The organism is Shinella sp. GW835-FHT14H05, from assembly GCF_058793575.1.
This window is the reverse complement of sequence record NZ_JBXAFY010000001.1, coordinates 326,267-351,216: the sequence shown is the minus strand read 5'-3', so window position 1 is coordinate 351,216 and position 24,950 is coordinate 326,267. Positions and strand designations below refer to the sequence as shown.

The following is a 24,950-nucleotide window of genomic DNA, read 5'->3' as shown; positions in this document are numbered from 1 at the left end:
TACAGGAATTGAAGACCACGAGTGTGGAGGCAGAACGCGTCAAGGCCGGTACGGCGCAAAAGCCGACGCGCGCCTATGCACCGCCTCCGGGCGTCGCCGACGAGATGGTCGATACGAACGGCGAAGTACGCCCGGTCTGGCGGCATTTTCTCGCCGCACTCGGCAAGATGGACGAGACCGAGCTTGCCGGCCGTTTCGCCCGCGCCGACCGCTACCTGCGCGACGCCGGCGTCTTCTACCGGGCCTATGGCAAGGAGGCCGGCGCCGAGCGCGCCTGGCCGCTCTCCCACATTCCCGTGCTCATCGACGACGCCGAATGGGAGACCCTGTCGCGCGGCCTCATCCAGCGGGCGGAACTGCTGGAGGCGGTCGTCGCCGACATTTACGGCAAGAACGAGCTCGTCGCCAACGGCCTGCTGCCGCCGGCCCTCGTCGCCTCCAACAGCGAATTCCTGCGCCCGCTCGTCGGCGTGCAGCCCGCCGGCAAACATTTCCTGCACTTCGTTTCCTTCGAAATCGGCCGCGGGCCGGACGGCAACTGGTGGGTGCTTTCCGACCGCACGCAGGCACCATCGGGCGCCGGCTTCGCGGTGGAAAACCGCGTGGCGACGACACGCGCCTTCTCCGATGTCTTCGCGGAAACCCACGTCCACCGCCTCGCCGGCTTCTTCGGCGCCTTCCGCAGCACGCTGCAGGGCAACAAATCCGCGGAAGACCGCATCGCGGTCCTGACGCCGGGGCTCGCCAACGAAACCTATTTCGAACACGCCTATATTGCCCGCTATCTCGGCTTCATGCTGCTGGAAGGCGAGGACCTGACGGTCGTCGGCGGCAAGGTCATGGTGCGCACCGTCGCCGGCCTCAAGCCGGTCGGCGTGCTGTGGCGCCGCCTCGATGCCTCCTTTGCCGATCCGCTGGAGTTGAACCAGAATTCCCATATCGGCACGCCCGGCATCGTCGAGGCGCTGCGCTCCGGCTCCGTCAGCATCGTCAACGCGCTCGGCGCCGGCGTCGTCGAGACCCGCGCCATGCTTGCCTTCCTGCCCAACATCTGTCGCCAACTGCTTGGCGAGGACCAGATGCTGCCGTCCGTCGCCACCTGGTGGTGCGGCCAGAAGAGCGAACGCGAGCACGTCGCGGCCAATATCGAGCGCATGGTCATCGGCCCGGCCTATTCGACCCGGCCCTTCTTCGACGACAACGAGCAGTCCGTGCTCGGCTCCTCGCTGCGCGACACGGCAAAACAGTCGATCGCCGAATGGCTGGCGACGGATGGCGTGAAACTGGTCGGGCAGGAAGCGGTGACGCTGTCCACCACGCCCGCCTTCGTCGATGGCAAGCTCGTGCCGCGGCCGATGTCGCTGCGCGTCTTCGCCGCCCGCACGCGGAGCGGCTGGCAGATCATGCCCGGCGGCTTTGCCCGCATCGGCGCTGGCGACAACGTGGCGGCGATCGCCATGCAGGAGGGCGGCTCGGCGGCGGATGTCTGGATCGTCAGCCGCAAGCCGGTCGAGCGCACCTCGCTGCTGCCGGCCGAAGAGATGTTCACCCGCAACATGCCCGGCAGCCTGCCGAGCCGCGCGGCCGACAACCTCTTCTGGCTCGGTCGCTATATCGAGCGGGCGGAAGGCGCATTGCGCGTGCTGCGCGCCTGGCACGGGCGCTACGCCGAATACGCCAATCCCGAACAGCCGCTGCTGAAGGATGTCAGCGACTATCTCGACGCGCTCGGCATCGACACGGCGGAAGCCATGCCGACGAGCCTGATCCGCAGCATCGACAGCGCCGTCTTCTCCGCCGGCAACATCCGCGACCGCTTCTCGCCGGACGGCTGGCTGGCGCTGAACGACCTGTCGAAGACCGCCCGCCGCTTCCATGTCAGCGTGCAGCCCGGCGACGATGCGACACGCGCCATGACCGTGCTCCTGCGCAAGCTCGCGGGCTTCGCCGGCCTCGTGCACGAAAACATGTACCGCTTCACCGGCTGGCGATTCCTCTCGATCGGCCGCTATCTCGAACGCGGCCTGCACATGACACGCCTGCTCGGCCACATGTCCGGCGAGGATGCGCCCGACGGCGCGCTCGACATGCTGCTGGAGATCGGCGACAGCGTGATGACCCATCGCCGCCGCTATAATGTGGCGACGGCGCGGTTGACGGTCACCGACCTCCTGGCGCTCGACGCCCTCAACCCGCGCTCGATCCTCTATCAATTGAACGAGATCAAGAACGAGGTCGAGCAGCTGCCGAACGCCTATGCAAACGGCCAGATGTCGCCGTTCTACCGCGAGGCCATGCGGCTTCACGCGGGGCTGGCGGTGATGACGCCGGAAACCATGACGGATGCGGTCTACAAGCGTTTCGAGACCGAACTCGAAAAGCTTTCCGACATCCTCGCCCAGACCTATCTGAGCTGAACAGGGAGGAGACGCGGTGACCATGCTCTACGACGTCAACCTCCAGATCAGCTATCTCTACGACACGCCGGTTTCCGGCGGCCGGCATATCGTGCGCGTGCTGCCGCTGTCGATCGGCGGCCGCCAGCGGCTGGTCGCCGGCACGGTCGGCGTCAATCCCGGCCCCGGCGAGCGGGTCGACCACAACGATTTCTTCGAAAACCCGATGAGCTCGATCCTGTTTCGCAATGCGCATGAGCGGCTGGACATCCGAATGCAGGCCCGCGTCCATGTCGACATGCCGGAGCCGGCGGCGGATTTTTCGCCACGCGTCGCCGACCTGCCGGAGGATATCGCCAATTACTGGTCGCTCGATGCCGGCTCGCCCCATCACTATACCGGCGCCAGCCCGCGGCTGAAGGATTGCCCCGAAATCGCCGAATACGCCCGCTCCATCGCCAAGCCGGACATGACGATCCGCGCCATCGCGACCGCCGTCTGCGCCCGCATCCACAAGGATTTCACCTACGACCCGAAGGCGACGAACGTCGACACAACCCCACGCGAGGCCTTCAAGCTGAAGCGCGGCGTCTGCCAGGATTTCACCCATGTGATGATCGTGGCGCTGAGAAGCCTCGGCATCCCCGCCGGCTATGTCAGCGGGTTCCTGCGCACCATTCCGCCTGCGGGCAAGGAGCGGCTGGAGGGGGCGGATGCCATGCATGCCTGGGTGCGCTTCTGGTGCGGCCGGGTGAACGGCTGGATGGAGCTCGACCCGACCAACAACATCCCCGCCGGCACCGACCATATCGTCGTCGCCTATGGCCGGGACTACGCCGACGTCGCCCCCGTCATCGGGATCCTGAAAGGCTATGGCCAGCACAAGACGACCCAGGCCGTCGACGTCATCCCGGTGCGCCAGACCGCGTGAAATCCCGTTTGGAAACAACGGGAAAAGCCGGAACTGCGGGATCGGCGCAATTTTACGAAAACTATACCACGCACCCGAACCGTTAAATAACACTTCGCTGCTAGTTTCGCCCCACATTATAAAGATGCTGGGTGAACGCTCATGACGAAAAATACGGAAAAACGGTCCTGGCTCTCCCGCCTCCTGCGGGACCGCCGCGGTAATTTCGGAATGATGACGGCCCTCATCTTCCCGGTCATGCTCGCAGCCGGCGGTGTCGCCGTGGATCTTACAAAGATGGTCATGGTCAAGGCCGAGTTGCAGGACGCGACCGACGCGGCCGCCCTCGCCGCCGCCTCCGCGCTTGCCAATGACGGCAAGACCGCTGCGCAGGCGAAGGAAATCGGCATGCGCTTCCTCAAGAGCCAGATGACGACCGGCGGTAGCGTGGATGCCGAAGGGGACCAGAAGGACAAGGATAAGGACAAGAACGACTTCTCGTCCTCCACCGTCATCGACATCAAAGAGACGCCCCTTGCCAACAACAGCAAGTCGTTCCAGGTGGATGTGGCGACGGCCTACACGCTGGAGTTCAACCCCTTCACGCGTCTTCTTGGTCAGAAATCGATCAAGATGAATGCGAAAAGCACGGCGGAAAGCGGTACAGCCCAGAAGAAGAGCGCGATTTCCATGTACCTCGTGCTGGACCGCTCGGGTTCTATGTCTTTCAAAACGGATGACATCGCGAGCCAGATCCTACCCTGCCAGAACTGGACAGAAAGCAACTGGGGAAAAGTCGTTCTCCCGACCGTTCCTTGCTACACACGCAAGATCGCCGCCCTGAAGAAGGCTGTGGCAAGTCTCGTGACCGTCTTCAACACCCTCGATCCCGAGCAGAAATACGTCCGCACCGGCGCCATCTCCTATAACGACGATACGCAGAACGAGTCCAAGCTGGCCTGGGGAACGAAAGGCGCGTCCGACTACGTCAACGCCCTTCCGGAACAGCCGACCGGCGGAACGGATTCGCACGAGGCATTCGCCACGGCGGTCGCTAAAATAGCGCCTGCGAACAAGACCAAGGAAACCGAGATTGGCGCACACAAGGACAAGAATGGCCAGGTGCCCATCAAGTACATCATCTTCATGACGGATGGTGAAAACACCAGCTATGACGGCTCTGCTTCCGATTCGAAGGCTAAGAAATCTGACGACGAGACAAGAGCCTCATGTGTAGAAGCCCGCGACGCCGGCGTGATCGTCTACACCGTCGCGTTCATGGCACCGACGCGGGGCCAGACGCTGCTCAGGGAGTGCGCTACGACGCCAGCAAACTATTTCCAGGCCGAGAACATGACCGCCCTCATCGCCGCATTCAAGGCAATCGGCGAAAGTGCAGCCGCCATGGCGTCCCGCCTGACCAAGTAAACCGCAATACCATCGCCAAAATGAACCCGCTGCGCATTGCGCGGCGGGTTTTTTAGCATGTTCGGCGTGTTTCAGGCATGTCGAAAATGCATGTGGCCTTTCTTGAAAAGGCGTATTGCAAGCGCTTCGGATAGATGCATAAATTGATTTAAACGCGACTTTCGCGAGAACGACGCACCACATGCGAGGGGACAAAAGTTCACCATGATGAACCGGGTTACCAACAACGATCTCGCCCCGGCCCTCCGATCTTCGGACCGAGAACAACTCGCCACCGAACTTCTGGAGCGCCTCAAATACCGTATCGGGAAAGACCCGAAAGTGGCCAAGCCCCATGATTGGCTGACGGCCGCGATCCTGGTGGCGCGCGACCGCATCACCGACAAGTGGATGGACTCCACCCGCCGCACCTACGCGACGGGCGCAAAGCGCGTCTATTATCTATCGCTCGAATTCCTCATCGGCCGCCTGATGCGCGACGCGATGACCAATATCGGCATCATGGACGAGATGCGCCACGCGCTCGCCTCCCTCGGCGTCGATATCGACATCATCGCCGAGCTTGAGCCGGATGCCGCCCTCGGCAATGGCGGTCTCGGCCGTCTCGCCGCCTGTTTCATGGAAAGCATGGCGACGGTCGACGTGCCCGCCTACGGCTACGGCATCCGCTACGTGCACGGCCTCTTCCGCCAGCAGATGGCGGACGGCTGGCAGGTCGAGCTGCCGGAAACCTGGCTCGCCCACGGCAATGCCTGGGAATTCGAACGCCGCGAAAGCTCCTACGAAATCGGCTTCGGCGGCGCCGTCGAGACGATCAATATCGGCGAGGACAAACAGCGTTTCGTCTGGAAGCCAGCGGAGCGCGTCATCGCGACCGCCTTCGACACGCCGGCCGTCGGCTGGCGAGGCAAGCGCGTCAACACGCTGCGCCTGTGGGCCGCCAACCCGATCGACCCCATCCTGCTCGACGCCTTCAACGCCGGCGACCACATCGGTGCCTTGAAGGAAAGCAACAGGGCGGAAAGCCTGACGCGCGTGCTCTATCCCGCGGACGCCACGCCGGCCGGCCAGGAACTGCGCCTGCGCCAGGAATTCTTCTTCTGCTCGGCCTCGCTGCAGGACATCCTGCGCCGCCACCTCCAGCAATATCCGGACTTCACGTCCCTGCCAGACGCCGTCGCGATCCAGCTCAACGACACGCATCCGGCCATTTCGGTGGTCGAACTCGTGCGCCTGCTGATGGATGTCCACGGTCTGGATTTCGATGTCGCCTGGGATATCGGGCGCCGCACCTTCTCCTACACCAACCATACGCTGCTGCCCGAAGCGCTGGAAAGCTGGCCGGTGCCTCTGCTCGAGCGGCTGCTGCCGCGCCATATGCAGATCGTCTATGCGATCAACGCCAAGATCCTGGTCGAAGCCCGCAAGGAAAAGGGTTTCGAGGACCAGCGTATCCGCAGCATCTCGCTGATCGAGGAATCCGGCGAGCGCCGCGTGCGCATGGGCAACCTCGCCTTCGTCGGCTCGCATTCGATCAACGGCGTCTCGGCGCTGCACACCGAGCTGATGAAGGAAACGGTCTTCGCCGACCTGCACAAGCTCTATCCGAACCGCATCAACAACAAGACGAACGGCATCACGCCGCGCCGCTGGCTGATGCAGTGCAATCCGGGCCTGTTCAACCTGATCCGCGAATCGATCGGCGAAGCCTTCATGGACGACGCCGAGGCGCTGAAGGCGCTCGATGCCTTCGCCGACAAGAAGGATTTCCAGGAGCGTTTCGCGGCGATCAAGCGCGAGAACAAGAACCGCCTCGCCAATCTGGTCGGCAGCCGCATGGGGGTCCGCATCGATCCCGCCGCGATGTTCGACATCCAGATCAAGCGCATCCACGAATACAAGCGCCAGCTCCTCAACATCATCGAGGCGGTGGCGCTCTACGACCAGATCCGCTCGCATCCCGAACTCGACTGGGTGCCGCGCGTCAAACTCTTCGCGGGCAAGGCGGCGCCGAGCTACCACAATGCCAAGCTGATCATCAAGCTCGCCAACGACGTCGCGCGCGTGATCAACAACGACCCCGCCGTACGCGGCCTGCTCAAGGTCGTCTTCGTGCCGAACTACAATGTCTCGCTCGCCGAGATCATGGTGCCCGCCGCCGACCTCTCGGAGCAGATTTCGACCGCCGGCATGGAAGCGTCGGGAACCGGAAACATGAAGTTCGCGTTGAACGGTGCACTGACCATCGGCACGCTCGACGGCGCCAATGTCGAGATGCGTGACCATGTCGGCGAGGAGAACATCGTGATTTTCGGCATGACGGCGGAAGAAGTGGCGAAGGTGAGGGCCGAAGGGCACAATCCGCGCGCCATCATCGAGCAGTCAAAGGAGCTGTCGCAGGCGCTGGCCGCGATTTCGTCGGGCGTTTTCTCGCCGGATGACCGCAACCGCTTCACCGGTCTCGTCGACGGCATCTACAATCACGACTGGTTCATGGTGGCGGCCGATTTCGACGCCTATTCCAAGGCCCAGCGCGATGTCGACGCCATCTGGCTCGACAAGACGGCCTGGTACTCTAAGACCGTGCGCAACACGGCCCGCATGGGCTGGTTCTCGTCCGACCGCACCATTCGCCAATACGCCAAGGAAATCTGGAGAGCCTGATGACCGCACCGCCGAAAAAAGGCACGACGGACCAACCGTCAGAGCTTCTGGCAAAAGCGGACATCGATGCAATTTTGGAAAGCCGGCACTGGGATCCGTTCGCAGTGCTCGGCCCCCATCCGGCGGGCGACAAATATATCGCCCGCTGCTTCCTGCCGGGTGCAGCCGAAGTCACCGCCGAGACATTGGCGGGCAAGGAGATCGGCGCGCTCGCCCAGGTCGATCCGGCCGGCATCTTCGCCGGCGAGGTTTCCCTCAAGAAACTCCAGCCGATCCGCTATCGCGCCCGCAACGACGGCGGCGAGTGGGTGGTGATCGACCCCTATAGTTTCGGGCCGGTGCTCGGCCCGATGGACGACTATTATATCCGCGAAGGCTCGCATCTGCGCCTTTTCGACAAGCTGGGCGCCCACCCGATGACGCTCGACGGCATCGAAGGCTTCCATTTCGCCGTCTGGGCGCCGAATGCCAAGCGCGTCTCGGTCGTTGGCAATTTCAACGAATGGGACGGGCGGCGCAACGCGATGCGCCTGCGCCGCGACACCGGCATCTGGGAAATCTTCCTGCCCGGCATTACCGAAGGCCATGCCTATAAATACGAGATCGTCGGCATCAACGGCGAGGTCCTGCCGCTGAAGGCCGACCCCTTCGCCCGCCGCTCGGAACTGCGCCCCAACAACGCCTCGATGACCACCGGGCCGATCGCCCAGGAATGGGAGGACGAGGCGCATCTCAAGCATTGGGCGACCGCCGATGCACGCCGCCAGCCGATCTCGATCTACGAGGTGCATGCCGCTTCCTGGCAGCGCCACAGCGACGGGGCCATGCTGACCTGGGACGAGCTCGCCGACCGGCTGATCCCGTACTGCGTCGACATGGGATTTTCCCATATCGAGTTCCTGCCGATCACCGAATATCCCTTCGACCCGTCCTGGGGTTATCAGACGACCGGCCTCTATTCGCCGACCGCCCGCTTCGGCGAGCCGGAAGGCTTCGCCCGCTTCGTCAACGGCTGCCACAAGGTCGGCATCGGCGTCATCCTCGACTGGGTGCCGGCGCATTTCCCGACGGATGCGCATGGCCTGCGCCAGTTCGACGGCACCGCGCTCTATGAACACGAGGACCCCCGCCAGGGTTTTCACCCGGACTGGAACACGGCGATCTACAATTTCGGCCGCGCCGAAGTGCTCGCCTACCTCATCAACAACGCGCTCTACTGGTCGGAGAAATTCCACCTCGACGGCCTGCGCGTCGATGCGGTGGCCTCGATGCTCTATCTCGACTATTCGCGCAAACACGGCGAATGGGTCCCGAACGAATATGGCGGCAACGAGAACCTGGAGGCCGTGCGCTTCCTGCAATCGATGAACGCCCATGTCTATGCCGCCCATCCCGGCATCCTGACGATCGCGGAAGAGTCCACCTCCTGGCCGAAGGTGTCGGCACCCGTGCATGACGGCGGCCTCGGCTTCGGCTTCAAGTGGAACATGGGCTTCATGCACGACACGCTGCAATATCTGTCGCGCGAGCCGGTGCACCGCAAGTTCCACCACAACGACATGACCTTCGGCCTACTCTATGCCTTTACGGAGAATTTCGTGCTGCCGCTGTCCCACGACGAGGTGGTGCACGGCAAAGGTTCGCTGATCGCCAAGATGGCGGGCGACGACTGGCAGAAATTCGCGAACCTGCGCGCCTATTACGGCTTCATGTGGGGGTATCCCGGCAAGAAGCTGCTGTTCATGGGCCAGGAATTCGCGCAATGGCAGGAATGGAGCGAGGAAAAGTCGCTCGACTGGAACCTGCTCGAATATCCGCTGCACGAGGGCATGCGCCGGCTGGTGCGCGACCTGAACGGCACCTACCGCCGCAAGGCCGCGTTGCATGCGCGCGACTGCGAAGGCGACGGCTTCGAATGGCTGATCGCCGACGATCGCGAAAACTCGGTCTTCGCCTGGCTGCGCAAGGCGCCGGGCGAGAAGATGATCGCCGTCGTCACCAACTTCACCCCCGTCTACCGCGAGAACTACGGGGTGCCGTTGCCGGTGGAGGGCCGGTGGCGCGAAATCCTCAACACCGATGCCGAAATCTACGGCGGCAGTGGCAAGGGGAATGGCGGGGCCGTTCAGGCCAAGAAACAGGCAAATGGAAGAATCTCAGCCGCCATCACGCTGCCCCCGCTGGCAACGCTGATGCTGGAACTGGACGCGTAAAAAATCGACTGTCGGGAGGACACTATGGAGCAAAAGCGGATTCAACCCCTCGCCCGTGACGCGATGGCCTATGTTCTTGCCGGCGGCCGAGGAAGCCGCCTCAAGGAGCTGACCGACCGGCGCGCCAAGCCCGCCGTCTATTTCGGCGGCAAGGCGCGCATCATCGACTTCGCGCTATCCAATGCGCTGAATTCCGGCATCCGCCGCATCGGCGTCGCCACGCAGTACAAGGCGCATTCGCTGATCCGCCACCTGCAGCGCGGCTGGAACTTCTTCCGCCCCGAGCGAAACGAAAGCTTCGACATCCTGCCGGCCAGCCAGCGCGTGTCCGAGACGCAATGGTACGAGGGCACCGCTGACGCCGTCTACCAGAACATCGATATCATCGAGGACCACGGTGTCGAGTACATGGTCATCCTGGCGGGCGACCATATTTATAAGATGGACTACGAGCTGATGCTCCAGCAGCACGTCGATTCCGGCGCGCAGGTCACCATCGGCTGCCTCGAAGTGCCGCGCATGGAGGCGACCGGCTTCGGCGTCATGCATGTCGACGAGAAGGACCAGATCATTGCCTTCGTCGAGAAGCCGGCCGATCCGCCGGGCATTCCCGGCCAGCCGGACCTGGCGCTCGCCTCCATGGGCATCTACGTCTTCCACACCAAGTTCCTGATGGACCTGTTGCGCCGCGACGCCGCCGACCCGACGTCGAGCCGCGATTTCGGCAAGGACATCATCCCCTACATCGTCCAGCACGGCAAAGCCGTCGCCCACCGTTTCGCCTCCTCCTGCGTGCGCTCCGATTTCGAGCGCGAGGCCTATTGGCGCGACGTCGGCACGATCGACGCCTACTGGCAGGCGAACATCGACCTGACGGACATTGCGCCGGAACTCGACATCTACGACAGCACGTGGCCGATCTGGACCTTCGCCGAGATCAAGCCGCCGGCAAAGTTCGTGCATGACGACGAGAACCGGCGCGGCTCGGCGATCTCCTCGCTGGTTTCGGGCGATTGCATCATCTCCGGTTCGACGCTGCACCGCAGCCTGCTCTTCACCGGCGTGCGCGCCAATTCCTTCTCCAGGCTGGAGGGCGCGGTCGTGCTGCCCGATGTCAGGATCGGCCGGCACGCGAACCTCAAGAATGTCGTGATCGACCGCGGCGTCATCATTCCCGAGGGCCTCGTCGTCGGCGAGGACCCGGAAGCCGACGCGCGGCGGTTCCGCCGGTCGAGCGGCGGCATCTGCCTCATCACCCAACCGATGATCGACAAGCTGGAGCAGTAGTCGTCCTGATGAATATCCTTTCGGTGGCATCCGAAGTATTCCCGCTGATCAAGACGGGAGGCCTCGCCGACGTCGCCGGCGCCTTGCCGATCGCGCTTGCCGGGCACGGCGTGCATATGCGCACGCTGATGCCCGGTTATCCCGCCGTGATGCAGCGGCTGGAGTCGCTCGAGGAGGTCGCGCGCTTCGACGCCCTGCTCGGCGAGCCCGCCCGCATCCTCGCCGCCAAACACGAGGGTCTCGATATCCTCGTGCTCGATGCGCCGGGCTTCTTCGACCGCACGGGCGGACCCTATACGGACGCCACCGGCAAGGATTTCGTCGACAACTGGCAGCGTTTCGCCTCCCTCTCGCTTGCCGGCGCAGAAATCGCCCGCGGCCTGCTGCCGGACTGGCGGCCGGATATCGTACAGGCACACGACTGGCAGGCGGCGATGACCGCCGTCTATATGCGCTATACCGGCCTGCAGCATATTCCGACCGTGCTCACCGTGCACAACCTCGCCTTCCAGGGGCAGTATGGTGCGGATATCTTCCCCGACCTCGGCCTGCCGCCGCAGGCCTTCACCGTTGACGGGCTGGAATATTACGGCGATGTCGGCTTCCTGAAGGGCGGGCTGCGCACCGCCTGGTCGATCACCACCGTCAGCCCCACCTATGCCCACGAGATCATGACGCCGGAATACGGCATGGGGCTCGAAGGCCTGATCAATGCCCGCGCCAGCGACCTCGTCGGCATCGTCAACGGCATCGACACCGCCGTCTGGAATCCCGAGACCGACACGCATATCGCCCGCCCCTATGCCCCCGGCGCGCCCAAGCAGCGCGCCGCCAATCGCCGCGCGCTTGCCGAACGCTTCAGCCTCGGCGACGACGACGGCCCGATCTTCTGCGTCATCAGCCGTCTCACCTGGCAGAAGGGCATCGATCTCATCGCCGAGGTCGCCGACTGGATCGTCGAGCAGGGCGGCAAGCTCGCCGTACTCGGCTCCGGCGACCAGGGCCTCGAAGGCGCGCTGCTGGCCTCTGCCTCCCGCCACCGCGGCCGCATCGGCATCGTCATCGGCTATAACGAACCCTTGTCGCACCTCATGCAGGCCGGCGCCGACGCGATCCTCATCCCGTCGCGCTTCGAGCCCTGCGGCCTCACCCAGCTTTACGGCCTGCGCTACGGCTGCATCCCCGTCGTCGCGCGCACCGGGGGCCTCGCCGATACCGTCATCGACGCCAACGAGGCCGCGCTTTCCGCCCGCGTCGCCACCGGTTTCCAGTTCACGCCGATCAATGCCGAGGGCCTGCGCCAGGCGCTGCGCCGCGTCTTCAAGGCCTATAACGAACCGAAAATCTGGGCACGCATCCAGAACCAAGGTATGAAGTCAGACGTTTCTTGGGAAAACAGCGCCGCGCGCTACGCTGACCTCTATTCCAGCCTTCTTTCGAGAGCCAATCTTTCCTGAAGAGTATGAGCCGATGACCGTCAAGACCGTAACGACCACGCCTTACACCGATCAGAAGCCAGGCACCTCGGGCCTGCGCAAGAAGGTCCCCGTCTTCCAGCAGCCGAACTATGCGGAGAACTTCATCCAGGCGATCTTCGATTCGCTGGAAGGCTTTGCCGGCGAGACGCTCGTGATCGGCGGCGACGGGCGCTATTACAACCGCGAGGTCATCCAGCTCGCCATCAAGATGGCGGCCGCCAATGGTTTCGGCCGCGTTCTCGTCGGCCGCGGCGGCATTCTCTCCACGCCGGCCGCCTCCAACGTCATCCGCAAATACAAGGCCTTCGGCGGCATCGTGCTGTCCGCCAGCCACAATCCCGGCGGCCCGACGGAAGATTTCGGCATCAAATACAATATCGGCAATGGCGGCCCGGCGCCGGAAAAGATCACCGACGCGATCTTCGCCCGCACCAAGTCGATCGACAGCTACAAGATCGCCGACGTCGCAGACGTCAATCTCGACCATGAAGGCACGCAGGACGTCGACGGCATGACGGTCACCGTCATCGACCCGGTCGCCGACTATGCCGAGCTGATGGAACAGCTTTTCGACTTTGCAGCCATCCGCGCGCTGCTTGCCGGCGGCTTCCGCGTCGTCTTCGATGCCATGAGCGCCGTCACCGGCCCCTATTCCAAGGAAATCCTCGAAAATCGCCTCGGCGCCACCAAGGGCTCCGTGCTGAACTTCATGCCGCTGCCCGATTTCGGCGGCCACCATCCGGACCCCAACCTCGTGCACGCCCGCGCCCTCTACGACACGATGATGGCCGACGACGCCCCGGACTTCGGCGCCGCCTCCGACGGTGACGGCGACCGCAACCTGATCATCGGCAAGGGCATCTTCGTCACCCCCTCCGACAGCCTTGCGCTCCTCGCCGCCAACGCCCATCTCGCTCCCGGCTATGCCGCAGGCCTCGCCGGCATCGCCCGCTCCATGCCGACATCGGGTGCCGCCGACCGCGTCGCCGAAAAGCTCGGCATCGGCATCTACGAGACGCCGACCGGCTGGAAATTCTTCGGCAACCTGCTCGATGCGGGCCTTGCCACGATCTGCGGCGAGGAAAGCGCCGGCACCGGCTCCAACCATGTGCGCGAGAAAGACGGGCTCTGGGCGGTGCTGCTCTGGCTCAACATCCTCGCCGTGCGCAAGGAGAGCGTGCTCGACATCGTCCAGCAGCACTGGGCGACCTACGGCCGCAACTACTATTCCCGTCACGACTACGAGGAAGTCGACACCGACGCCGCCAACGGCCTGGTGGCGAACCTGCGCGACCAGCTCGCCAGGCTGCCCGGCAAGAGTTTTGGCGCCCTCAAAGTCGCGACGGCCGACGACTTCGCCTACAACGATCCTGTCGACCAGTCGGTAAGCAAGAACCAGGGCATCCGCATCCTCTTCGAAGGCGGTTCGCGCGTGGTCTTCCGCCTCTCCGGCACCGGCACGTCGGGCGCGACGCTGCGCGTCTATATCGAGCGCTTCGAGCCCGATGCCGCGCGCCACGACGTCGAGACGCAGGAGGCGCTTTCCGACCTCATCGCCGTCGCCGACGAGATCGCCGGCATCAAGGCCCGCACCGGCCGCGACGCGCCGACCGTGATCACCTGAGATGACCACCGCCCCCTCCTTCGCACCGGGCGCAACGCTCTCCGGCGACGGAGTGGAGTTCGCGGTCTATTCGCACGATGCCGGCCGTGTCGAGCTCTGCCTGTTCGACACGGACGGCAACACGGAACTCGCCCGCCTCACCATGGGGCGGGATGAAAACGGCTTCCACCGCGTCTTCGTCGAGGGGGCGACCGCCGGCACGCGCTACGGCTTTCGCGCCGAAGGTGTCTATTCGCCCGATCACGGCCTGTGGTTCGACCCCGCAAAACTGCTCGTCGATCCCTACGCGAAGGAGCTCGACCGCCCCTTCGTACATGACGGCAGGCTCACCGTCTTCGGCACGGACACGACCGACATCGTGCCGAAGGCGATCGTCACCCGCGACCGGCCGGTCACCGTAAAACCGCCGATCTTCCGCCCCGGCGGCTTCGTCTACGAGGTCGCCGTGCGCAGCTTCACCATGCTGCATCCGGATGTGCCGGAAGCGATGCGCGGCACGGTCGGCGCCCTCGCCCACCCCGCCGTGCTCGCCCATCTCAAGCGCCTCGGTGTCGACGCCGTCGAGCTGATGCCGATCACCGCCTGGATCGACGAGCGGCACCTGCCGCCGCTCGGCCTGTCCAACAGCTGGGGCTATAACCCGATTGCCCTGATGGCGCTCGACCCGCGCCTCGTGCCCGGCGGCATGCAGGAACTCGCCGACACGGTCGCAGCCTTGCGGGCGGAAAATATCGGCGTCGTCCTCGACCTCGTCTTCAACCATTCCGGCGAAAGCGACCGCCATGGCGCCACGCTCTCCATGCGCGGCCTCGACAACCTCACCTATTACCGCCATGTGCACGACCGCCCCGGCGACCTCATCAACGACACCGGCTGCGGCAACACCATTGCCGGCGAGCACCCGGTCGTGCGCCAGCTGGTTCTCGACAGCCTGCGCCATTTCGTGCGCCATGCCGGCGTCGACGGCTTCCGCTTCGACCTCGCCACCATCCTCGGCCGCGAGGCGGACGGTTTTTCCGCCCGGTCCGCGCTTCTCTCCGAAATCTGCGCCGATCCGCTCCTGAAGGACCGCGTGCTGATCGCCGAACCCTGGGATATCGGCCCCGGCGGCTACCAGCTCGGCAATTTCCCGGCACCCTTCCTCGAATGGAACGACCGCTACCGCGACGACACGCGCACCTTCTGGCGCGGCGACAGCCACCGGCTCGGCGCCTTCGTCACCGCTTTTGCCGGCTCCTCCGACATCTTCTCCCGCCACGGCGGCGAGGCGACGCGCAGCGTCAACTTCCTCGCTGCCCATGACGGCTTCACACTGATGGACCTCGTCTCGAACACCGTGAAGCACAACGAGGCGAACGGCGAGCAGAACCGCGACGGCCACAACGAAAACCACTCCTGGAACAACGGCGCCGAGGGCGCGACGAACGACGGCGCGGTGCTCTCCGCCCGCCGTGCGGATGTGAAGGCGCTGCTTTCCAGCCTCTTCCTCTCGCGCGGCACCGTCATGCTGACGGCCGGTGACGAGGGCGGACGCAGCCAGCAGGGCAACAACAACGCCTATTGCCAGGACAATGCCATCACCTGGATGCACTGGGACCAGCTGGACGAGGGCCTGATCGAGCACACCGGCATGCTCTCGGCCATCCGCAAGCGTTTTCCGGCGCTTGGCGAAACGACCTTCTGGAGTGGTGCCGGCGATGTCGACTGGCGAACGCTCGCCGGCACGCCGATGACGGCCGGCGACTGGGAAGCGCCGTTTGCCGGAACATTGCTTGCCATCCTAAAGACGCCCGACCTACAACAGCAGCGGATCGTCCATCTCGCGATCGCCATCAACCGGACGCACGGCGAGCAGGCGCTCGCCTTGCCACCTCCGGAGGGGCGCGACTGGACGAGCCTGCTTTCCGCCAACCATCACGCGATCGGCATGCTTCATTCACGCACCGTCGAGATTTTTGTCGAAAAGCACTGATCTTCATTACCCGGACAAACCGCCTCGCTAAAGCATGCCGCGCAAAAGTGTGCCGCGGTTTTGCGACAACGACATGCGAGACGCAAAAGCCGGGGCGCGAATCAAGCGGCGGGAAAGCCAAATGCCAGCACATATCCACCTGAAGGACATCGATGCCCTCGTCGGCACGGAGATCGGCCTGTCGCGCTGGTTCACCGTCGACCAGACCATGATCGACCGTTTCGCCGGGGCGACGGAAGACCATCAGTTCATCCACACCGACCCCGTGCGCGCGGCGGCGGAAACGCCCTTCGGCGGCACGATCGCGCACGGTTTCCTGACGCTCTCGCTGCTCTCCGCGATGAACTACGATTGCGTGCCGCGCATCATCGAGCAGACGATGGGCATCAATTACGGTTTCGAGAAAGTGCGTTTCATGACGCCGGTGAAAAGCGGCGCGCGGGTGCGCGGCCGTTTCATGCTGGCGGAAGCCCGCTTCCGCGGCGCCGGCATGGTGACGATCCGCTATGACGTGACCGTCGAGATCGAGGACGAGCGCAAGCCCGCGCTCACGGCCGACTGGATCACCATCATCCAGTTCGACCCGAAGGACCGGCCGGAACATGTCTGAGGCCGGCACGCGCAACGCGGTCATCCGGGCATCTTTCGATGACCAGGCCGCCGCCTGCGCCGCCCTCGGCTCGCCCTTCACCGCCCGCCTGTGCAGGCTTCTGGGCACGCGGCTCGACGAGGAAAATGCCGTCGGCCGGCGCATCCTGTCCTGGCCCGGAGACCCTTCCGGAAAACACGACGCCCTCGCCCTGCGGCTTGCCGGCGCGCTGCACGCGCTGGTCCTCGCCGGCACGAACCCCGCGCTCGCCGCCTGTTATCCGCCAGCCGATGCCTCGGACGATGCCCTGTGGGCAGCCTGCCGCAACGCCTTCGAAACCGATGAGGCCTTCCTTCTCGAACGGCTTCTTTCGCCACCACAAACCAACGAAGTTCGCCGGTCCGGCGCCCTCCTGCCGGGTTTCCTGACCATCGCCGCCCTCTGCGGCAAGCCGCTCGTCTTGTCGGAAGTCGGCGCCAGCGCCGGCCTGAACCTGCAATGGGATCGCTACGCCTACCGGCTCGGCCAATCGTCTTGGGCGATCGCGAATTCCGATATTCTCATTGCCCCCGATTGGTCCGGCCCCGAGCCCGAGATGGCGAACATACAAGTAATCGACAGGGCCGGTTGCGATCTCCGGCCAGTCGACCCGGCCGATGCGCAGGAACGGCTGCGGCTCCTCTCCTATATCTGGGCCGACCAGGCGGACCGGATCGAGCGGACGGGCAAAAGCCTGGCCCTTGCCTCCGAAAGGCCGCTTCCCGTCGAGCAGGCCGATGCCGTGGAATGGCTGGAACAGCGGCTTTCGATGCCCATTCCGGGCGCTGCCCACGTAGTCTACCACTCGATCGTCTGGCAATACCTGCCGGCCGAAAAGCGTGAAGCCGGCCGACGCGTCCTTGAAGCCGCGGGTGCCAAAGCGACCGCGGATGCGCCGCTCGCCCACCTCCAGATGGAGGCCGACGACCAGCCGAAGGACGGCGCCGCGCTAACGCTGCAGGTCTGGCCCTCTGGCCGCAAGGAGATGATCGGCCGCGCCGATTTTCACGGCCGATGGGTGCGCTGGTTCGGATGGCCGAAACCGTGAGAGCCACCGCTGGGCCTGGTTAGAGGCCCACGTCTTCCGCACCTTCCGCCAGCAGGCCGAAGGCATAGGGCGAGAACGAGCGCCAGCATTCAACACGATAATCGTCTTCGCCCGTGCGCAACAGCACGATCTCGATCTTGCCGAGCACCGTGCGGGCAGCCGCACCGACGGGGAAGATCGTATTGCCGAGGTCGAGCGGGCAGGCGCTGGCGATCGCGCCGGCCGCTTGCGGGCCGGAGACGAGGACGGCCGTGTTGCGGTGGGAGACGTCCGTCGCCGAATGCAGCACGCCGGAGCTTGCGGCCGCCGCCATCAGGTCCGCGCCGTTTTCGTCGATCAGCAGCCACTCGTCCGGGCCGAGCCAGAGCGCGTGGCGACCGTTGGCCGAGGCCGAGGTTTTCGGGCGCGTCGGCAGCGTCAGGCCGAAGGCGGCCGAGAGCGCGCCGAGCGCGTCGCTGCTTGCACGCAGCGACAGGCGGGTTGCGGGGGCGGCGGGCGTGACGCGCGCGCCGGCAGAGCCACCATGGCGGCCGGTAAGCGGCGCCTTGCGAAGTGCTTGATCAGCCATTGAGGCGTGCTCCTTCCTTGTCGATGAAGACCATGTCGCTGACCTCGACCGCGATGGTGCGGTCGGGCATCGGCACGTAGAGCGTCTGGCCGAGACGCGCCTGGCCGCCGGCGACGAGCGCCATGGCGATCGACCGGCCGCAATTTTCCGACCAGTAGGACGAGGTGACGTGGCCGAGCATTTTCATCGGCTTCGGCTCGTTCGGATCAGCGACAATCTGCGCGCCTTCTTCCAGAACCACGTTCGGATCCTTCGTCAGAAGGCCGACAAGCTGCTTGCGGCCTTCCTTGACGAGGTCGGGCCGCTTCAGGCCGCGGATGCCGACGAAATCCGTCTTCTTCTTGGAGACGGCCCAGCTAAGGCTGGCATCGTGCGGCGTGACCGTGCCGTCCGTATCCTGGCCGACGATGATATAGCCCTTTTCGGCGCGCAGGACGTGCATGGTCTCGGTGCCATAGGCGCAGGCACCGAGCGGTTCGGCCCGTGCCCAGATGGCTTCCAGCACCGACTGGCCGTAATCGGCCGGCACGTTGACTTCGAAGCCGGCTTCACCGGTAAACGACATGCGGAAGAGCCGGGTCGGCACGCCGCAGATCTTGCCTTCGCGCACGCTCATATGCGGGAAGGCCTCGTTGGAAATGTCGATGCCCTCGACGAGCGGCTCGATGATCTCGCGCGCCTTCGGCCCCTGCACGGCGATGACGGCCCACTGTTCGGTGGTGGAGGTGAGCCAGACTTTCAGATGCGGGAATTCCGTCTGGAGATAGTCTTCCATGTGGTTCATGACGCGCGGCGCACCGCCCGTCGTGGTGGTCACGTGGAAGCGATCCTCGGCCAGGCGACCGACGACGCCATCGTCATAGACGAAGCCGTCCTCGCGCAGCATGATGCCATAGCGGCAGCGGCCAGGCTTCAGCGTGTCCCAGGCGTTGGTGTACATGAGGTTGAGGAACTCGGCCGCATCCGGGCCGACCACCTCGATCTTGCCGAGCGTCGAGGCATCGAAGACGCCGGCGGCGTTGCGCACCGTGCGGCACTCGCGGTTGACCGCGTCGTGCATAGTTTCGCCGGAGCGCGGATAGTACCAGGCACGCTTCCAGTTTCCAACATCCTCGAAGACGGCGCCCTGCGCCTCCTCCCAGGCATGCAGCGGAGTCTTGCGGGCCGGATCGAACAGGTCGCCGCGCGAATGGCTGATCAGCGTGCCGAAGGTCACCGGCGTATAGGGCGCGCGGAAGGTGGTGAGGCCGATCTTCGGGATCTCGCGGTTCAGCACTTCCGAGGCGATGGCGAGGCCATGGATGTTGGAAAGCTTGCCCTGGTCGGTTGCCATGCCGTTGGTGGTGAAGCGCTTGATATGCTCGATCGAGTGCATGCCCTCGCGCACGGCAAGGCGGATGTCCTTGGCGCAGACGTCGTTCTGGAAGTCGACGAAGGCCTTGACCGTCGTATCGACACCAGCGCCCTCGCCCGCCCCGGCCATGCCGCCGGTCCATTCGAAGGCGTTTTCGCCGCGAAGCTCGACCTTGCTGCCGCCCTCGTTGCCGGTGGCGCGCGCCATCAGCTCGCCGGCTGCCAGCGATTCCTCGATGGTCGCCTGAAGGCCGTCCGTGCCATTGCACGAGCCGACGGAGAGGCAATCCTGCGCATAGGTGCCCGGCAGGAAGCGGCCGGAGGCGGCGTCATAGGCGACCTTGCCGCGCGACTGCGAGAAGAGGTGCACGGAGGGCGTCCAGCCGGCCGACATCAGCAGCGCATCGACCGGGATGGCCCGGGCCGAACCGCCGCCATTGCGGGCGACCGAAATGGAGGAGACGCGCAGCTTCCCCTTGGTATCGACGACCGAATGGCCGACGAGCACCTCGATGCCGAGCTTGCGGGCTTCGGCAAGGACGGCTTCGCCGGGCTTGTCGCGATTGTCGACGATGGCGGCGATGGTGACGCCGGCACGCTTCAGGTCGAAGGCGGCCTCATAGGCCGAATCGCTCGCCGTATAGACGCCGACCTTGCGGCCGACGGCGACGCCGAAATGGTTGAGATAGGTGCGCGCGGCCGACGCCAGCATGATGCCCGGCCGGTCGTTGTTGGCGAACACCATGTGGCGCTCGATCGAGCCGGTGGCGAGAATGACGCGCTTGGCGCGGACCTGCCACATGCGCTCGCGCGGCAGCTTCTTGTCGGGACGCGCGAGGTGATCGGTGACGCGTTCGACGAGCGCGACGAAATTGTGGTTGTAATAGCCGAAGGCCGTCGTGCGAGTGAGAACGGTGACGTTCTCCATCGCCTTGAGTTTAGCGGCCGTCGCCTGCGCCCAGGCATAGCCGCTCTGGCCGTCGATGGTGACCGACGTGTCGTAGTGCAGCGCACCGCCGACTTCCGGCTGCTCGTCACAGAGGATGACGCGGGCGCCGGTTTCCGCGGCCGCAAGTGCTGCCGACAGGCCGGCGACGCCGCCGCCGGCAACCAGCACGTCGCAATAGGCGTAGCGGCTGGCATAGTGGTCCGGGTCCTCTTCCGTCGGGGCGACGCCGAGGCCGGCGGCCTTGCGGATGAAGGGCTCATAGACCTTCTCCCAGGCGGCCTTCGGCCACATGAAGGTCTTGTAGTAGAAGCCGGCGGCGAAGAAGGGCGACAGCAGGTTGTTGATGCCGCCGATATCGAAGGACAGCGACGGCCAGCGGTTCTGCGATTCAACCTTCATGCCGTCGAAGACTTCCTGCACCGGCGCGCGCACGTTCGGCTGGCGGCGGGCGGCATCGCGGGAAACGTCGATCAGCGCATTCGGCTCTTCGGGACCTGCCGAAAGAATGCCGCGCGGGCGATGGTACTTGAACGAGCGGCCGACGAGGTGCACGCCGTTGGCGAGCAGAGCCGAAGCAACCGTGTCGCCTTCCAGCGCCTGGTAGGTCTTTCCGTCGAATGTGAAACGCGCCGTCCTGGCGGGCGTCAGGCGGCCCTGACCGGCAATGCGATTAGCACCGCTCATTTCGCGGTTCCTTCCGTGGCTTCATAGGTTTCGACGGTTTTCTCGGTGGCTGGCGCGTTGCCGGAAAGATCGGGTTTCGGCTCGCCGGCCTTGTAGCTCATCACGAACTTGTCGCTCACCGTGTCGCGCGCCGCGTTGAAGAAGCGGCCGCAACCATGGATATGGCGCCAGCGTTCGAAGATCAGGCCCTTCGGGTTGTCGCGCAGGAAGAAGAACTCCTGGAACTCCTCGTCGGTGATATCGGCCATGTTGGTCGGCCGGGCGATGTGCGCGTCGCCACCGTGGCGGAATTCGAGCTCCGAGCGCTCTTCCTCGCAGTAGGGGCAGTAGATCAGCAGCATTGTTTCCTACCTGTTAAAGCTCTGGACCCGTCACGAACGTGCCAGGGTCCTGGTCGCAAAGTCGTCGGCCCATGGTGACGAAGGGGGCAAGCCGGTAAATCAGCTGCCTGGTATCGTCATAGGGAGCCAGAACGTCCGTCATTCCCAGATTGGCAATACTCATCGCAAAGAGGTCGACATCGATGTTGAAGGCCCGGCTTGAGTCCGTTTCATCCGGAACGAAATAGATCGTCCGCTGGCCCAATATCCTTATGCAACTCAACATCCCGCTCTCGGCGACGAATGGCCATTCCTTCTCGCCCGCTGCCTTCTGGATCTTCTGAAACCGAAAATCTCCCGGTGTCGGGATGATATCGCCGACCGGCAAGACACCGGCCGTCATCAGAAATCCGGCAAGCAGCGCGCCGTTCATCAATGGGCGACCGCCGCCGCCGCTGCCTCGTCGATCAGGCGTCCAGTGCGGAAGCGGTCGAGCGTCAGGCCCGACGCCAGCTTGTGCGGCTCACCCTTCGCGATGAGATGCGCGAAGAGATGCGCCGAACCCGGCGTCGCCTTGAAGCCGCCGGTGCCCCAGCCGCAGTTGACGAAAAGGTTCTTCACCGGCGTGACGCCCTGGATCGCCGAGCGGTCCGGCGTGTTGTCGGTGATGCCACCCCACTGGCGCATCATCTTGACGCGGCGGAACATGGGGAAGAGTTCGCAGATCGCATCCAGCGTGTGCGTGATGATCTGGAGGCCGCCGGTCTGGGAGTAGGAGTTGTACTGGTCCGTACCCGCGCCGATGACGAGCTCGCCCTTGTCCGACTGCGAAATATAGGCATGCACCGTGTTGGACATGACGACGCAGGGGAAGATCGGCTTCATCGGCTCGGACACCAGCGCCTGAAGCGGCACGGAATGCAGCGGCAGCTTGACGTCGGCCATCGACAGGATGACCGAGTTGTGGCCGGACGCCGACACCGCGACCTTCTTCGCGCCGATGAACCCCTTCGAGGTCTCGACGCCTGTCACCGCACCATCCGGCCCGCGGCGGATCCCCTTGACCTCGCAGTTCTGGATAACATGCACGCCGCGATCGGACGCCGCACGGGCATAACCCCAGGCGACCGCATCGTGGCGGGCGGTGCCGCCACGGCGTTGGAGGGCAGCGCCGTTGATCGGGTAGCGGGCGCTCGCCGAAATATCGAGCGGCGGGCAGAATTCCTTCGCCTGCTGCGGCGTCAGCCATTCGTTGTCGATGCCGTGCAGACGGTTGGCATGGATGTGCCGGCTGAAGGACTGCTTGTCGTGCACATTGTGCGACAGCATCATCACACCGCGCGGCGAGTACATGACGTTGTAGTTGAGATCCTGGCTCAAGCCTTCCCAGAGCTTCAGCGAGTGCTCGTAGATGTCCATGCTCTCGTCATAGAGATAGTTCGAGCGGATGATGGTCGTGTTGCGGCCGGTATTGCCGCCGCCGAGCCAGCCCTTCTCGATCACGGCGACATTGGTGATGCCGTGCTCCTTGGCGAGGTAGTAGGCCGCACCCAGGCCATGGCCGCCGCCGCCGATGATGATCACATCATAGTCCTTGCGCGGCTCGGGCGAGGTCCACTGCGCCTCCCAACCCTTGTGGCCGCGCATCGCCTCGCGGGCGACGGCGAAAACCGAATATTTGCGCATCCCAAGTCCTCAACGTCTCGCCGGCATCGGCCGGCTGTTTCCTGCCCCGATAGAAAGCAAATCTTGCGCGCGGACGCCGTATCCTTTGCGACGCATTCGGGCGCACCTTGTACCACATGCGACATGAGCCCCGCCGAAGCTTTTTCCCGGCGTTTGTGAGGGCCACGCGCAAATATCCTTAACATCGCGGCGCGCAAGGCTGGACTTTCCCGTGGCGATCTGGTATCCGACGCGCCAATTGCCAGCCTGTTGGGCTGCGCGACCGCAATCTATTTGCCTGGCGACCTGTGCTCGCCCGGGCTTACAACGAACAAAGGAACGGGATTCTCGTGCAGGTACTTGTCCGCGACAACAACGTTGATCAGGCTCTCCGCGCTCTCAAGAAGAAGATGCAGCGCGAAGGTATTTTCCGTGAAATGAAGATGCGCGACTTTTATGAAAAGCCGTCGCAGAAGCGTGCGCGTGAGAAGGCTGAAGCCGTTCGTCGCGTCCGCAAGCTGGCCCGCAAGCGCGCTCAGCGCGAAGCCGGCGGCGTCAGCGCTCGTCCGAGCGCCCGTTAATCGGCCGTCATTTCGACGTTTTCGGATGCAAGACCGGGCGGGGGCGAACATTTCGCCGCCGCCTTTTTTGACGTGACCGGATGTTTTTTCACCATTGTGAAAGACTTCCCATGCAATTCCGGGCGCTTCCGCTACGCTCCTTCGCCGGAACTGCTTTCAAGGCGTAGCGTTTTTCTTCGCGCATGAGGCGCGGTAGAAGCCCACTTTGAGGATTCGCACTTGGACATGGCTGCATCGACCGGGTTCCGGACTGACCGTATTTCTCTTTCGGCACCCCGCGCCGTCCACATTCGCCGATCCCTGATGGCTGCCGTCGCCGCCACCTCGTTTGCCCTTCTTCTGTCCGGCTGCCAGTCGACCACGTCTACCGACGTGCTGAAGGTCGAGCGCGCGCAGGGCTCGGAAGAAAACATCTCGTCGCTCTCGGCCGTCATCGCCGCCAACCCGCAGGATCCGGAAGCCTATAACGTGCGCGGTTCTGCCTATGGCCGCGCCGGCCAGCACCGCCGGGCGCTTGAAGACTTCAACCGCGCAATCGAGCTCAACCCGCGCTTCTACCAGGCCTATGCCAACCGCGCGCTCGTCCAGCGCAGCCTCGGCGAACAGGCGCAGGCGGCGGCCGACTACAACATGGCCCTGCAGCTCAACCCGAACTATGACGTCGCCTATATCGGCCGCGGCAATCTCTATCGCCAGGCCGGCCGTCTTGACGACGCGTTCAGCGACTTCAACCGCGCCATCCAGCTCGATACGACCGATCCGCGCGCCTATCACAATCGCGGCCTGATCTACCAGGCCCGTCGCCAGCACGATCCGGCGATCGAGGATTTCTCCAAGGCGATCTCGCTCTCGCCGAACTCGGCCGAACCCTATAACGGCCGCGGCATTTCCTATGCCGCGCAGGGCGACGACGACAACGCGTTCTCGGATTTCAACACGGCGATCAACCTCGACGGCAAGCTTGCCGAATCCTGGGCGAACCAGGCGTTGATCTACGAGCGCCGCGGCGAGATGGCGCGCGCCGCCAAGTCCTATTCGCACGCGCTGAAGCTCGACCCGAACTACACGCCGGCCAAGGACGGCCTCGCCCGCACCCGCGGCGCCGTCGCGACCGCCGCCAAGCAGCCGGCCTGATCGAAAAAATCAACGACAAACAAAAAGCCCGCGATCATCTCGCGGGCT

General features: G+C 64.4%; 18 protein-coding genes. 13 read left to right on the top strand and 5 right to left on the bottom strand.

All coding sequences use genetic code 11. The features are described from left to right. The first annotated feature begins 23 nt into the window (after window positions 1-23). The 11 genes from AC1Q6Z_RS01650 (at window position 24) to AC1Q6Z_RS01600 (ending at window position 17,648) form a co-directional block, all read left to right on the top strand. Window positions 24-2,417, top strand: a complete 2,394-nt coding sequence (locus AC1Q6Z_RS01650) for a circularly permuted type 2 ATP-grasp protein (protein ID WP_256119922.1) — start codon at window positions 24-26, stop codon at window positions 2,415-2,417. Between the two features lie 22 nt (window positions 2,418-2,439). Beyond that, window positions 2,440-3,327 carry a transglutaminase family protein gene (locus AC1Q6Z_RS01645; RefSeq protein ID WP_492647227.1) on the top strand — a complete coding sequence of 296 codons (888 nt, stop codon included), beginning with the start codon at window positions 2,440-2,442 and terminating at the stop codon, window positions 3,325-3,327. A gap of 141 nt (window positions 3,328-3,468) precedes the next feature. Next, complete coding sequence (locus tag AC1Q6Z_RS01640; protein WP_492646521.1) at window positions 3,469-4,734, top strand: vWA domain-containing protein; 1,266 nt, start codon at window positions 3,469-3,471, stop codon at window positions 4,732-4,734. Window positions 4,735-4,938: 204 nt separating this feature from the next. Continuing rightward, window positions 4,939-7,398, top strand: a complete 2,460-nt coding sequence (locus AC1Q6Z_RS01635) for a glycogen/starch/alpha-glucan phosphorylase (protein ID WP_435266309.1) — start codon at window positions 4,939-4,941, stop codon at window positions 7,396-7,398. After that, complete coding sequence (gene glgB / locus AC1Q6Z_RS01630; RefSeq protein WP_492646520.1) at window positions 7,398-9,611, top strand: 1,4-alpha-glucan branching protein GlgB; 2,214 nt, start codon at window positions 7,398-7,400, stop codon at window positions 9,609-9,611. Before AC1Q6Z_RS01635 ends, glgB begins: the two co-directional genes overlap by 1 nt. A 24-nt stretch (window positions 9,612-9,635) precedes the next feature. Then, the gene (glgC, locus tag AC1Q6Z_RS01625; protein WP_256119777.1) at window positions 9,636-10,898 is read left to right on the top strand and encodes a glucose-1-phosphate adenylyltransferase; all 1,263 of its coding nucleotides are present in this window, start codon (window positions 9,636-9,638) and stop codon (window positions 10,896-10,898) included. An 8-nt stretch (window positions 10,899-10,906) separates the two neighbouring features. Further along, window positions 10,907-12,355 (top strand): glycogen synthase GlgA, encoded by a 1,449-nt coding sequence (glgA, locus tag AC1Q6Z_RS01620; protein ID WP_492646519.1) that lies wholly within the window; start codon window positions 10,907-10,909, stop codon window positions 12,353-12,355. Window positions 12,356-12,368: 13 nt separating this feature from the next. Beyond that, window positions 12,369-14,000: an alpha-D-glucose phosphate-specific phosphoglucomutase gene (locus tag AC1Q6Z_RS01615; RefSeq protein WP_492646518.1), complete on the top strand. Its 1,632-nt coding sequence runs from the start codon at window positions 12,369-12,371 to the stop codon at window positions 13,998-14,000. A 1-nt stretch (window position 14,001) separates the two neighbouring features. Continuing rightward, window positions 14,002-15,972 carry a glycogen debranching protein GlgX gene (gene glgX / locus AC1Q6Z_RS01610; RefSeq protein WP_492646517.1) on the top strand — a complete coding sequence of 657 codons (1,971 nt, stop codon included), beginning with the start codon at window positions 14,002-14,004 and terminating at the stop codon, window positions 15,970-15,972. A gap of 121 nt (window positions 15,973-16,093) precedes the next feature. Next, window positions 16,094-16,582, top strand: coding sequence for a MaoC family dehydratase (locus AC1Q6Z_RS01605; protein WP_256119781.1), 489 nt, complete (start codon window positions 16,094-16,096; stop codon window positions 16,580-16,582). Continuing rightward, window positions 16,575-17,648 (top strand): DUF2332 domain-containing protein, encoded by a 1,074-nt coding sequence (locus AC1Q6Z_RS01600; RefSeq protein ID WP_492646516.1) that lies wholly within the window; start codon window positions 16,575-16,577, stop codon window positions 17,646-17,648. The genes AC1Q6Z_RS01605 and AC1Q6Z_RS01600 overlap by 8 nt, the downstream gene beginning before the upstream one ends. 19 nt (window positions 17,649-17,667) lie before the next feature. Here the strand turns inward: AC1Q6Z_RS01600 and AC1Q6Z_RS01595 are convergent, their stop codons facing one another. From AC1Q6Z_RS01595 to AC1Q6Z_RS01575, 5 genes are read right to left on the bottom strand one after another with little or no spacing between them, the layout of a single operon-like run. Further along, window positions 17,668-18,216: a sarcosine oxidase subunit gamma gene (locus AC1Q6Z_RS01595; RefSeq protein WP_492646515.1), complete on the bottom strand. Its 549-nt coding sequence runs from the start codon at window positions 18,214-18,216 to the stop codon at window positions 17,668-17,670. Next, window positions 18,209-21,202, bottom strand: coding sequence for a sarcosine oxidase subunit alpha (locus tag AC1Q6Z_RS01590; protein WP_492646514.1), 2,994 nt, complete (start codon window positions 21,200-21,202; stop codon window positions 18,209-18,211). Before AC1Q6Z_RS01590 ends, AC1Q6Z_RS01595 begins: the two co-directional genes overlap by 8 nt. After that, window positions 21,199-21,543 carry a sarcosine oxidase subunit delta gene (locus tag AC1Q6Z_RS01585; protein WP_256119785.1) on the bottom strand — a complete coding sequence of 115 codons (345 nt, stop codon included), beginning with the start codon at window positions 21,541-21,543 and terminating at the stop codon, window positions 21,199-21,201. Before AC1Q6Z_RS01585 ends, AC1Q6Z_RS01590 begins: the two co-directional genes overlap by 4 nt. Window positions 21,544-21,556: 13 nt before the next feature. Then, window positions 21,557-21,955, bottom strand: coding sequence for a hypothetical protein (locus AC1Q6Z_RS01580; RefSeq protein WP_439623903.1), 399 nt, complete (start codon window positions 21,953-21,955; stop codon window positions 21,557-21,559). Further along, complete coding sequence (locus AC1Q6Z_RS01575) at window positions 21,955-23,208, bottom strand: sarcosine oxidase subunit beta family protein (protein WP_256119787.1); 1,254 nt, start codon at window positions 23,206-23,208, stop codon at window positions 21,955-21,957. Before AC1Q6Z_RS01575 ends, AC1Q6Z_RS01580 begins: the two co-directional genes overlap by 1 nt. Before the next feature lie 329 nt (window positions 23,209-23,537). Between AC1Q6Z_RS01575 and rpsU the strand changes: the two genes are divergently transcribed. Together rpsU and AC1Q6Z_RS01565 are read left to right on the top strand one after the other, a co-directional pair. Then, window positions 23,538-23,768, top strand: coding sequence for a 30S ribosomal protein S21 (gene rpsU, locus AC1Q6Z_RS01570; protein WP_256119788.1), 231 nt, complete (start codon window positions 23,538-23,540; stop codon window positions 23,766-23,768). Window positions 23,769-23,993: 225 nt separating this feature from the next. Then, window positions 23,994-24,902, top strand: coding sequence for a tetratricopeptide repeat protein (locus AC1Q6Z_RS01565; protein ID WP_256119789.1), 909 nt, complete (start codon window positions 23,994-23,996; stop codon window positions 24,900-24,902). Window positions 24,903-24,950: the final 48 nt, after the last annotated feature.